Raw genomic sequence first — 12512 nt, 5'->3', positions numbered from 1 at the left:
TATATATAAACATTTACTTATTAAGAATTAAGTATAAATAGATTGGGGGCATAATATAAATGCAAAAAATCGCTATAATAACTGACAGCTCTTGCGACTTAACTATAGATGAAATTACAAATTACAAATTAAATATATTACCATTAAAAATAATATATAAAGACAGAGAATATAACGATATTTTTGACATAAAACCAAATGATGTTTATGAAAATTTACACAAAGAAGTTCCAACAACTTCTCTTTGTAGTCCTGACTATGTAAATTCACTTTTAGATGAGCTAGAAAAAGAAGGTTATACTCATATAATAGGTATTTTTATTTCAAGTTCACTATCTGGTACCTTTAATGCAGCTAGACTTGTTATTGAAGAACGTAGTGCTTTTGAATCCTACTTATATGATAGTAAAATAATCGGTTATCCTTTAGGTTCAATAGTTATAAAAGCTTGTGAACTTCTTAATGAAGGTGCAACCTTCTATGACATTGTTGAAAATCTTAAGGAAATAAGAGAATCTACTACAGGATACTACACTCTTAGCACCTTAGAATATTTAAGAAGAGGTGGAAGAATTGGTAAAGTGGCTGGTACTGTTGGAGATTTGCTTAATTTAAAACCTATAATATCAGTAGATGAAGATGGGGCTTATGCTACTGTGGCTAAGGCAAGAGGTAGAAAGCAATCTCTTAAAAAACTTACAAGTATAATTTTAGAACATCTTGATAAAAGTAAATGTAGCGTAGCTATACTAAATGGTATGGCACAGGAAGAAGCTAAACAAATACTTGATTCTATTAGTTCACATCCTAACTTATTAAATGCGCAATTAAGAGATATCGGAGCAGCTATGGGAGTTCATGCTGGTCCTGGAATGGTTGGAGTTTCAATTCAAAAGGAAATTTAACTATGTATGATGATGAGTTTATTAAAGCTGAAGAAAAACGTCTTTATAATGAATATAAAAAACAAATTGCTAATTTAAAAAAAGTTCAAAAGGAAAAAGATGCTGTAGGACAAGTTTTCACCAAAGGTTTACTTCCTATATATGCTTTATATATTTTAAGCATTAATCCTACTAACGGAAATGATTTAGCTCAAAAAATTGGTGAACAAACTCACGGTCTTTGGTTTCCAAGTACAGGAGGAATTTATCCTTTACTAAAGAAATTAGAAAAGCAAGGTTTTATAAGAGGTTCATGGGATGACCCTGTAAAAAAAACACAAAAAGTTTATTCTTTGACAGAGGAAGGCTTTAAAGAGTTTGAAGAAAAAAAATATTTATTAAAACCTAAGATTAAAGAAGCTCTTGAGGTTTTTGAAATAATATATTCTCAACTCTATAATTAAAAAAGATTCTAAAGGATATTTTCCTTTAGAATCTTTTTTTAATATTATTCAACAGATATAGCTGCAACAGGACAACTTTCTTCTGCTTCTTTAGCAGCTTCTTTACTATTTTCAGGAACTTCATCAACAATTGCATGAGCCTTTCCGTCATCATCCATATCAAAAACTTCTGGTGCAATTGTTGGACATAATCCACATCCAATGCATGTATCTTTATCTACATTAGCTTTCATTATTTTTCCTCCTTAAAATTTGTATTAACAATATTATTATTCCCTAAAATTTAATTTATATTACAATATAAAATAAAAAAAGAAGCAAAAGTTATTTCTTTTGCTTCTTTTATCTTATTAATATAAACCTTCAAAAATTAAAGAATATAATGGATTTTCAGCTACATATTCTTCTGCATTACCATTTTCTAAGGCTTCTGTTAAGTCTAAGTTTATTGGTAACTCTCCTATTAGAGGTAATCCTAAATACTCAGCATGCTCCTCTGAAGATTTTTTACTAAATACTTTCATCTTTTTACCACATTCACATTCAATGTAAGCCATGTTTTCAACTACACCCCTTACATCTACATTCATTTTATGTGCCATAGTAACTAATTTCTTAACTATCATAGATACCATATCTTGTGGTGTTGAAACTATTATTAATTCCTTTATAGGGAATGTTTGCATTACTGTTAAAGTAATATCACTAGTTCCTGGTGGCATATCGATTAATAAATAATCTAATTCTTCCCACTCAGTATCTTTAAACATTTGATTTAAAACTCCAGTAACCATTGGACCTCTCCATATAACTGGGTCATCTTCAACTTCCATAAGTAAGTTCATAGATATTACCTTAATACCTAATTTAGTTTTAACAGGGATAAATTTAACTTGTGTTCCCTCTTTATCCATAGCAACTATATCTGCTCTTTTTTCATTTATTCCAAAGAATCTTGGCATTGATGGTCCTGTTATATCAGCATCTAAAACTCCAACTTTATATCCTTTTTTAGCTAATTGAGTTGCTAATATCCCAGTAACAGTTGATTTACCAACTCCACCTTTACCACTTATAACACCTATAACATTTTTAATATTTCCATAGTTAGTTCCTAATTTTGCTGGTACTGAAGAACTACATCCTCCATTTTTACTAGCTGAACTACATTTGTCTTTATTTGCACAACTTGCACAACTTCCCATAAGAAAAATCCTCCATTCTGTTTATCTATCCCATTCCTTTTCAACATCTTTCCAACTGTCATAAACATTTATATCCCAAGAGTTTTTATAAACTCCGTCTACATAGAACTTTTTCTCTGAATGAGTTATTCTGTTTTCAATGGTTACTATAGTTCTAAATTGAGTAGATGTGTAACCATAATTTCTTACAGTAACTATTATATCAAAGTCATCTCTATTGTGGTTCATTATTGAAGAATTTGGAACTATTTTTTTCACTTGTTTTTCAAAATTTTCAATATCTGATGATAACATGTACTTTGTACAATCTCTATCAACAAGTATATCTATTCCGACTTTAGCATTATCTTTATTAAGTTCATCCTTTTCTTTTTTTATTACTTCAAGGATTGAATCATAATATATCTCATCAAAAGCTCTAGGTTTTCTTATAGCTTGCATATTTTGCATTAAATAGTTATCTAACCTTTTAGAAATTCTATAAAAATTCTCATCATCATAAAAATTTCCCTCTCCATTACTCTTAACTCCTGTTACGTAGTAAAATTTCTTTACTTCATCACCAACATGAATTTCAAAAATATAATCTGGAGGTAAGTCAGTTTTCTTACTAACCACTTCAGCTTTAGATAGCATATTGTATATGTTATCTATTACCGATTTTTCTTTTACTAAAAATCTAAAACCTGAATCTCTTGTACTTTGAATAACTATCTTATCAACTTTATTGTCCTTTATATATTCAAAATTATTGTTATTATTTCCAATAAATTTTGCACCTATATTTTTAGCTAAGTATCCAACAATACCTATTCCTATTATTAAACAAAGTACTACTAGAATAACTTTCCTATTTTTCACTTGTTACTTTTCTCCCTTTGAATTTACTTATATTATATAGTAATATTCCACCTATTAATATAAATATTGATATAAATTGAGATGTAGATAAAATACCTACACTTCCTCTAGGGTCATTTCTTAAAAATTCTACAAAAAATCTACCTATACTATATATTATCATATAAAGACTTGTAGTCTTTCCCTTTTCTTTGTGTTTACTTCCATACCATAGTAAAAACAACCCTAAAGCAAAATCAAAAATTGATGAAAAAACTTGTGTTGGATATAAAGGTATTCCTGCTGGTGCTAAAGAACCCTCTGGAAATACAATTCCCATTTTACTACTTGTTTCAGCTCCATAACAACACCCTGCAAGTAAACAACCAATTCTACCAAATCCTTGAGCTATAGCTAAGCCAGGAACTGCTAAATCTGCTAACTCTAATACACTCCATTTGTTTCTTAAGCAACAGAAAACAACACCTAAAGCTCCACCTATAATAGCCCCATAAATCACAAATCCATTACCAAAATCTCTAAAAATCAAACTTGGATCTTGCATAACAGTTTTAAAATCAGTTATTAAATAAAGTATCTTTCCTCCTAATACTCCTGCTATAACTGTTATAATAGTAGAATTAAAAAGCTTATCTTCATTGTAACCTCTTTGAGCCCCTTTTTTTAAGAATAATATTGTAGCACAGATTATGCCTAATCCTATCATAAATCCATAGCTATAAATCTTAAAACCAAAGATTTCCCCTAAAACAATTCTCATAAACTCCTCCAATATTTATTTTTTAAATTTAAAAGAGAAGCATATTTTTTATGCTTCTCTTTTAAATTTAATTATAATACTTATGTTAAAGCAAATCAAATTTTCTCTTAATCATGTTCTATACTATCTATTATAGATTTATATATAACTGAATAATCTTCTTTTTCTTTTCCTTCCATAGAACTAAAAAGTACCTTAATTACTTTACCTTCTTTTATTTTTTTGTAATAAATAGTGTTAAGATAAGTAGCTCCTTCATCATTTTTTTCCTTAAATATAACCTTTTTTACTCCATTGTCTTCTTCTGAAATTTTATAATCTGTAATAAGATTAAAATTTATATTTGATTTTTCTTTTTCAATTAAATCCTCTAAGGATTTATCTGAATTTATTATTTGAACATATCCTAAAAGTCCCATAGAATCACTTATAAAACTATTATCATAAATTATATAATTCCCTGGATATTTCTTTTCTTCAACATCCCAACTATCTGGAAGCTTATAACTTAAAACACCATCTAAAGCGTTATAAGTAACTAATTCTTCTATATTATTATTTGTAAAAACAACCTTTTTAATATTTCCATTAAACATCTTTTCTCCAGTAACCAATATAACCATTAACAAAATAAGCATCAATGTTATACTTAACTGTTTTTTATTCAAAAAATCACCTCTTTTCTCTATTTAAGAAAGTCTCTAATTAAATATATTCAAAAACAAAGTAAAAATTACTAAACATAAGAATAAATTTAAAATATAAAAAAACTGTTTATAAAGAAAATTAATCTTTACAAACAGTTTTTTTATTTATTATTTCATAGGTATAACTACTGTTGAATTTTCAAAATCATAAAACATTATCCAGTATCCTTTATTATTTGCCTCATAGTTATCCCAAGTAACAAAGCCAGTTCTTCCACCATATGGTTGTTCCTCTCTCTCTTTATTACCAGGTATAGCATATAGCATATATTTTATATTATTATCCTTATCACATTTAACACCAAAGAAGAAATGTCCTTCCTTTGCTATATAAGGATAATAATTTATCATAGGATAATAAAGCATTGTGTACTTATTATAATTTGACATATTACACATATCATCAAAATTATCTATATTAATCTTATACCAATTGCATCTTTTTATATCCTTTGAAAAGTCAGAAATCTTTTCACAATCATGTAAAGCTCCCCTTAATATCTCACCTATAGGACAATCAAAGTTAACTTCATACTCTTCCTCTTCATATTTATCTCTCTTCATATCCTCTATTTGATTTTCATAATCTGAGAATTTTTTACCCATTTCATAACGCTCATTTTCATAAGGATACTCTTCTTTGTTTAAATCTTCTTTACTTAAGAATTTATCACATTCCTCAATTTTAGACTTATAATCTAAAGCACTATCAAAATTACACTTTTCCTTATAGTACTCCTTAAATCCTTTTTCATCTTTTTCTTTGTTATTATCTTTTAATTCCACTTCCTTATTATTTTCCTTTTTAATTTCAACTTCTTCTACTTCATTTTCCTTATCCTTCTTATCTTCCTTTTTCTTCTTACTCTCCTCTTCTTTTTTTATATATTCTTTTTCCTTTTCTTTTAAATATTCTTTATAATTATCCTTATTTTTATCCTCACTACTCTTTAAAGAATTATCTTTTTCTTTACTAAATTTTTCTTTTCCTTCTAAAGAAATAACCTCATAATTCTTCCAATTATCCTTTGGTATTTGATTACTTAAAAATCCACACATAAAGAATGTCATTTTTCCATCTATATTTTTACCTATAGCTGTTCCAACTATTTCTTCACAGGACACCTTTAAATCGCCTATGTTAACAGAGTCATATTCTAAATATTTTTCAGCCTTTCCTAGTTTATTTATGTTCATTGGACCAAGATTTATAACTTTCTTAAAATCTTTTTTATTACAAATAAGCATTACATAGCAATCTTTATATTCTTTCTTTAAATTTTGAGCATAAAAAGAAACCTTACATTTATCATTTTTATTTTCTATTTTGGCATATCCAGTTAAAGGCTTGTCTTTTGATATAGAGTGCCCCTTTTCATCTTCTTGTAATATTATAAAAGTTCTATATTTAATATGTGCCAATTCTCTGGTCCCTCCAATTTTAAAAATTTTATTCTCTACAGTATATGAAGAAATAAAAAAAAAGAGAATAAAAATTTTAAAATTCTTATTCTCTAAAAATCTTCTAATTATTCATATATTTATCTATAGAATCAGAAAGAGCACCGAACTCTGCTAAGCTTAAAGTTTCTCCTCTTCTTTTAGGGTCTATATTAGCTTCTTCATAAGCTTTTTCCATTAATTCCTTAGGAAGTTTTACATTTTTAGTTGCATTCCATAGTGTTTTTCTTCTCATATTAAAAGCGTGTCTAACAATTTCAAAAAATAATTTTTCATTCTTTACTTTAACACTAGGTTCTTCTAATCTTTCTAATCTTATAACTATAGAATCCACCTTTGGTCTTGGTATGAAACATGAAGGTGGAACCTTTCTAACTATTTTAGTATTACAGTAATATTGAACTAAAATAGATAAAGCTCCATAATCTTTACAATTTGGTTCAGCATTCATTCTCTCAGCAACTTCTTTTTGTATCATTATAGTTAAGGATTTAAAGTTATATCCTCCTTTTAATAGATTAACTATTATAGGAGTTGTTACATAATAAGGTAAGTTTGCAACTAGTTTAACACTTTTTTCATCACCTATAATTTCATTGAAATCAACCTTTAAAGCATCATTATGTATTAATTGAAACTTTGGATTGTCTCCAAGTTCCTCTGTTAATATTGGAATAAGTGAACTATCTAATTCAATAGCTACAACTCTCTTTGCTCTTTTAAGCAATTGAGCAGTAAGAGTACCAACTCCAGGTCCTATTTCAATTACTAAATCTTCTTCACACACCTCTGCTCCATTTACTATATCTCTTGGAACAGAATCATCAATTAAAAAGTTTTGTCCTAAGCTTTTTGAAAATCTAAAATTATACTTCTGAACAAGTTCCTTTGTCTTTATATCTTTTATTTCATTTATATCCATTAACTACTCTCCTACCATATTCTTTTCTATCTTTTCTATAGCTTTAACAAACTCTTCCTTTGTTATACCATAGTTATTTAATCTTGAAAGTACTTGGTTTGCATTTCCATAACCGATTCTTAATTCTTTACCAAGCAACTCTCTTCTAATTTTAGCCTTTGGATCTGCTGACAGACCAAAATATATTAAATCTTGTATTGTAAACTCTTCTCTTTTTTCTTCTAAAGTTATTTTTGCATTTTCTAAAGCTCTAATTATAGCCTCTGGTGATGCATTTTCTACGCCTATATTTCCATCTTTAGCTCTCGTTCCCTCAGTTCTTCCTATGTAAGCATGTTTAACGCCTTTAACTCTCTTTGATATTATTGATCTTATTTTTTCTCCAGCAAAATCTGGGTCTGTAAATACAATAACACCTTTTCTTTTTTGAGCTTCTTTTATTCTCTCTATAACTTTTGCATTTATTCCGAATCCACCTACAGCTATTATTTCAGCATCTATAGCTTTTTTAACAGCTGTTATATCATCTCTACCTTCAACTACTATAACTTCTTTAATCAAGGTCAAAACTCCCTTTCTTATTATATGTACTATATCTAATTTACCTATATCTCATTTAACTGTCAATAAACCCTTTAATAAAAAAGAAATAGAGGGATAAAAGAATTACTCTCTATCCCTCTATTAAAATTACCATTCACCAGGATATGCTACTATATAAAGATTTACATTTCTTCTTCCCCATGCTTTACATTCAGAGGATGAATTTAAAAATAAATCTATTATATTGTTCTTTATAGCACCACCAGTATCTTCAGCTACTGCATAACCATACCCTTCTATATAAACCTTTGTTCCTAAAGGTATAACTCTTGGGTCAACAGCTATAGTACTTAATCCATTAGGATCTCTCCTTGGAACAGTTCCTGTTGCAGTTACGCCATCTCCTGAATAAGCAGTTGCTTCAACTACCATGGCTTTTTTATAATTTATATTATCTTCTCCTCTTGAAAGGACTAGTTTTTCCATAGTTCCTTTAAGAACTACTTCATCTACAGGTTCTTTTACAACCTTAGATTCAACAACCTCTCTAGATACTTCTTTTCCATTTTCCATAACTAATTTCATAGTTATTTCTTTTTCTCCTAAAGAACCTTCTTGTGTAGTCTTTTTAACTCCACTTTCTAAATTCTCATCTTCTTTTACTACTGTTTCAAAATTTATTGCCTCTTTTTCAACAATAGTTTTTTCCTCAACTCTTGTAATTTCAACCTTTAAATCCTTTGATATTTCTGAGTCTAAAGAAGGTTCTACTTTATCTAAATCATTTAACTTTATTCCTTCTTTTTCTAACATAGATTTTACTGAATCTTCAGCTGAATCTATAACTATGTTTTTTCCATCAACCATAATTTCAACAGGAAGTGCCCTCTTAATATTTATTATATCATTATCAGAAATTTCACTCTCTAATTTAGGTTCTATTTTATCTTTTTCAGATAAAGCGATTCCTTCCTCTTTTAGAAGTTCGCCTACACTCCCTTTAAAAGTTTTTACCTCTAAAGTTTTCCCCTCTAAATTTATGGTTATGTTTTTATGTGATGTAACTAAAACTACTATAAAACTTGCTAAAACTAAACTAAATACACCTAATGCAATTTTACCATTTTTCGAGGCAACCTTCTCTTTTAATGCCTTAATTATCTTTTTCATATAATCTTCCCCCTTTTAGGCAAGAGTCATTTTGACATTATATATCAGCTTTTTAAGTCTGTCAAATTTAATGACTCCTACAATTTATACTTTTAGTTGTAAATTATAATGAATAAATAACCTCTGATTATACAGGGATTTCTTAAAATAAAGGTTGTTTCTTACTTAAAAAAGTACACTATATTATATTAGTGTACTTTAAATGTTATTACAGTTATTTTTCTTTAGTTTAATTATCTATATTAAATTTTAAATAAGCATTTTTTATTATTTAATAGAATTTCATTCATTTCCTCTCCAGAAATTCCTCTTATTTCACTCATCTTATCTATTATATATTCAATATAATCTGATTCATTTCTTTTCCCTCTAAAAGGAACTGGTGCCATGAAAGGACAATCTGTTTCAACTAACATTCTATCTACTGGTATCTCTTTACAAACTTCAACTAATTTTTTAGCATTTTTAAATGTTAAAACACCAGTAAAACCTATATAATATCCTAGTTTTATGCATTCCTTTGCAAACTCTACAGAACCTGAAAAACAATGAACAACTCCTCTAACTTTAGGAAACTCTTTCATAATTTCTAAAGTATCTTTATGAGCATCTCTGTCATGTATAACAACAGGTAAATCAAGTTCCTCTGCTAGTTTCATCTGTTCTCTAAATACTCTTTTTTGAACCTCTCTCTCTGGATTTTCTTCCCAGTAATAGTCTAATCCTATTTCACCTATAGCTTTAACCTTTTCTTCTTTAACATATTCTTTTATTTCCTCTTTAACAGAATCATTAAATTCATCAGCATTTTCTGGATGTATTCCAACTGCTGCATAAAATATATCAAAATTTCTTGAAAGTTCTACAGATTTTCTTAATCCATAAAGGTCAGAACCACAATTTAAAATTCCAATTACTCCTTTTTCCTTAAGTTCTTCTATTAAACTTTCTCTATCTTCATCAAAGCTATCTGAATCATAATGAGCATGTGTATCAAATATTTTATATTTCATAGTTTTCTCCTTTGAATTTTACATATATATTGTAGATAGTAGAGGAGATAATATTCCTAAAACTCCCCCTAATAAAGCACCAAGCCATGTTATTGCTCTAAGTTCCTTATTAGCTATTCCAATTATTATTTCTTCTGCATAATCTACTTCAAAAGCATTTATTTGATTTTCAACTATAGAAGCAATATCTACAATTTCAAGCACTTTTGCTGATTTGTTCTCAACAAAGTCATCATATAGTTTATCTAAAATGCTAACAAGATTATTTTCTATGTTTTGTTTATTATAACATAGGTCTCTTGGGGAATTTTGTAAAAATTTATCAAATACCTTTTCTATGACTTTACTTATTTCTAATGGAATTTCTTCTTTATTAACAATCTGATAAATAATTGACTCTATATTATCAATTATTATATTTTCATAATTATTTGACAGTAGCTTAACCATTTCTTCATAACTATTAAATGAGGAAATTTTATTATTTAGTTCTCTTATAATTAAGTCTATATTTTCTTCTCTATTTATTTTCTTTGATAATTTATCTCCTAAAATCTCTGAAATAGATTGTAATTTTTCTTCTCCTAAATTTTCTAAAACTTCTCCTACATTTTTCTTCATACTTTCATTTAAAAAGGCAATAATAGCATCACATATGTATTCTTTATTTTCCTCTTCATTTAAAGCCTTATCAAGTATTGAAACTAACTTTCCATAAATTAAATCCCCACTTAAAAACATAGATACTATAGATGGAATATTCTCATTTATAGCACCTTTTATCTTACTTGAAATTTCTTCATCGTTTAAAATATTTTTTATAATATCACAAAGAGTATCTTTTTGAGATTTTATATATTCTTCAACATATAACTTAATATTTTCAGGAATAACTTCTTCTATAGTAATATCTTCCTTCTGCATTTTATTAAGTTCTTTTAAAATACCCTTACTTATAATATCTTTTATTTTTTCCTCAGAAATAGATTTTTCTATTAAATTTCTAAATTTATTACTATTTATAAATTTAATTATAGCTTCTGGTTTCTTACTTAATATGTTTTTTATGTAGTTTAGAGCATAAAAACTTATTTTTTCTTTAAATTCATCTTCTTTTATGCAATTTACAATTGTATTAGTTATTCTTTCAACCATACTACTTTTTAAAGCTATGTAATTTTTTTCACCTAAAGTATCCTTTAAGTAAATATCTAAAGACTTATCACTATCTAAAACTTCTTTTATTTTTTCCTTAGCTATTTTATTAAATTTTCCTTTTATCTTCTCATCCTTTAAAGCCTTATTCAAACTATCTGAATTTAATAAATGAGTTCCTACTGTCTCTCCTACTTTATTTGCTATTCTACTTTTTTCTTTAGGTATTAATCCTGGCGTAAAGGGTAGTTTTTTACCAAAAATATATTTTGCTTCTCTTGGTCTAAATAACATTTTTATTGCAAGCCAGTTTGTTATGTATCCTATTACAGCACCTATCAAAGCTCCTATAATATAAATTTTCATTTAATTTCACTCCTATCAATCTTAAATTCACTTAAATAGTGTAAAATATATATGTTTATATTAATATAATACTACTTATTTTAAAAGGTGGTGAATAAAATAGATTTCAACATAATTAATGATATAAAAAAATGTTCGCTATTTTCTCAATTTACTGATTATGATATTCAAAATTTATTAAATTCTAGAGATGTTTTTATAAAATCTTATTTAAAAAATGACTTATTATTTTCAGAGGGAGAACACTGTAATTTTTTAAGTGTTATTTTAAAAGGGAAAATAGAAATTCAAAAATTAGATGTTAAAGGAAATCTTCTTGTGGTTTCTAATTTAAATAAAGGAAATGTCTTTGGAGAAAATCTTCTCTTTGGTGATAAAAATAACTATCCTATGTCTGTATTATCAAAGGAAGCCTCTAAGGTATTGCATATAAAAAAATCATACATATATGAACTTTGTCATTCAAAGGAGTTTTTTCTAAAAGAGCTTTTAAGAATACTTTCAAATAAAGCTCTTAACTTAAGTTCAAAACTTAAAGAAGTTTCAATGAAATCAATAAGGGAAATGATTTGTGAATATCTTATAAAAAGATATGAAAAGGACAACTCCTTAATAATACACTTAGATTTTTCTAGAAAAGATTGGGCAGAAAAGCTAGGTATTCAAAGACCTTCTTTATCTAGAGAACTTATTAAAATGAGAAATTCAGGTTTAATAGACTTTTCAAAAAATATAATAGAAATAAAAAACTTAGAGGAACTTAAATTAAATTTAAAATAAAATTATAAAGTTAATATTTTTGTACACTTTTTGACACATAAATGCCACATAAGAACCTTAATATAATAATTGTAACGTAGCTAAAACACTAATTTAATTTTACCCCTTAAATGGCCCTTGAATAGTTTGTCCCCCTTACGCAAATATCAAGGGCTATTAAGTTTAATTAATTTAAAAAATTTCTATATAATAATTCCTAACCTTAAACCTTAAGATTTAAA

Annotated in this window: 14 protein-coding genes; 3 read left to right on the top strand and 11 right to left on the bottom strand. The window is 27.2% G+C overall.

All coding sequences use genetic code 11. The annotated features are described in order from the left end of the window. The first annotated feature begins 59 nt into the window (after positions 1-59). Complete coding sequence (locus tag AC4FQV_RS09440) at positions 60-905, top strand: DegV family protein (protein ID WP_491139999.1); 846 nt, start codon at positions 60-62, stop codon at positions 903-905. 2 nt (positions 906-907) lie between these two features. Further along, the gene (locus tag AC4FQV_RS09435) at positions 908-1348 is read left to right on the top strand and encodes a PadR family transcriptional regulator (RefSeq protein ID WP_491140000.1); all 441 of its coding nucleotides are present in this window, start codon (positions 908-910) and stop codon (positions 1346-1348) included. A 44-nt stretch (positions 1349-1392) separates the two neighbouring features. Here the strand turns inward: AC4FQV_RS09435 and AC4FQV_RS09430 are convergent, their stop codons facing one another. The 11 genes from AC4FQV_RS09430 to AC4FQV_RS09380 all read right to left on the bottom strand — a co-directional run bounded on the left by AC4FQV_RS09430 (position 1393) and on the right by AC4FQV_RS09380 (position 11511). Then, a complete protein-coding gene (locus tag AC4FQV_RS09430; protein ID WP_491140001.1) occupies positions 1393-1581 on the bottom strand; it encodes a ferredoxin in 189 nt (62 codons plus the stop codon). A gap of 117 nt (positions 1582-1698) precedes the next feature. Then, a complete protein-coding gene (locus tag AC4FQV_RS09425) occupies positions 1699-2553 on the bottom strand; it encodes an Mrp/NBP35 family ATP-binding protein (protein ID WP_491165387.1) in 855 nt (284 codons plus the stop codon). 21 nt (positions 2554-2574) lie between these two features. Then, a complete protein-coding gene (locus AC4FQV_RS09420) occupies positions 2575-3414 on the bottom strand; it encodes a YhfM domain-containing protein (RefSeq protein ID WP_491140003.1) in 840 nt (279 codons plus the stop codon). After that, entirely contained in the window at positions 3404-4174 is a 771-nt protein-coding gene (locus AC4FQV_RS09415) for a prolipoprotein diacylglyceryl transferase (protein WP_491165386.1), read from the bottom strand. Before AC4FQV_RS09415 ends, AC4FQV_RS09420 begins: the two co-directional genes overlap by 11 nt. A gap of 107 nt (positions 4175-4281) precedes the next feature. After that, positions 4282-4842, bottom strand: a complete 561-nt coding sequence (locus AC4FQV_RS09410) for a hypothetical protein (protein ID WP_491140005.1) — start codon at positions 4840-4842, stop codon at positions 4282-4284. A 147-nt stretch (positions 4843-4989) separates the two neighbouring features. Next, positions 4990-6303: a DUF7922 domain-containing protein gene (locus AC4FQV_RS09405; RefSeq protein ID WP_491165385.1), complete on the bottom strand. Its 1314-nt coding sequence runs from the start codon at positions 6301-6303 to the stop codon at positions 4990-4992. A gap of 103 nt (positions 6304-6406) precedes the next feature. Continuing rightward, positions 6407-7264, bottom strand: coding sequence for a 16S rRNA (adenine(1518)-N(6)/adenine(1519)-N(6))-dimethyltransferase RsmA (gene rsmA / locus AC4FQV_RS09400; protein WP_491140007.1), 858 nt, complete (start codon positions 7262-7264; stop codon positions 6407-6409). A gap of 3 nt (positions 7265-7267) precedes the next feature. Beyond that, entirely contained in the window at positions 7268-7825 is a 558-nt protein-coding gene (gene rnmV, locus AC4FQV_RS09395; RefSeq protein WP_491165384.1) for a ribonuclease M5, read from the bottom strand. A 129-nt stretch (positions 7826-7954) separates the two neighbouring features. Next, on the bottom strand, positions 7955-8977 hold the full coding sequence (locus AC4FQV_RS09390) for a resuscitation-promoting factor (RefSeq protein WP_491165383.1): 1023 nt from the start codon (positions 8975-8977) through the stop codon (positions 7955-7957). 242 nt (positions 8978-9219) lie between these two features. Then, positions 9220-9990 (bottom strand): TatD family hydrolase, encoded by a 771-nt coding sequence (locus AC4FQV_RS09385; RefSeq protein WP_491165382.1) that lies wholly within the window; start codon positions 9988-9990, stop codon positions 9220-9222. An 18-nt stretch (positions 9991-10008) separates the two neighbouring features. Continuing rightward, a complete protein-coding gene (locus tag AC4FQV_RS09380; RefSeq protein ID WP_491165381.1) occupies positions 10009-11511 on the bottom strand; it encodes a DUF445 family protein in 1503 nt (500 codons plus the stop codon). 90 nt (positions 11512-11601) lie between these two features. Between AC4FQV_RS09380 and AC4FQV_RS09375 the strand changes: the two genes are divergently transcribed. Continuing rightward, positions 11602-12291 (top strand): Crp/Fnr family transcriptional regulator, encoded by a 690-nt coding sequence (locus AC4FQV_RS09375; protein ID WP_491140012.1) that lies wholly within the window; start codon positions 11602-11604, stop codon positions 12289-12291. Positions 12292-12512: the final 221 nt, after the last annotated feature.

The organism is Clostridium sp. TJA038 (genome assembly GCF_058310255.1).
Note: the sequence above shows the minus strand (reverse complement) of the source record. Positions and strands in the feature narration are given on the sequence as shown.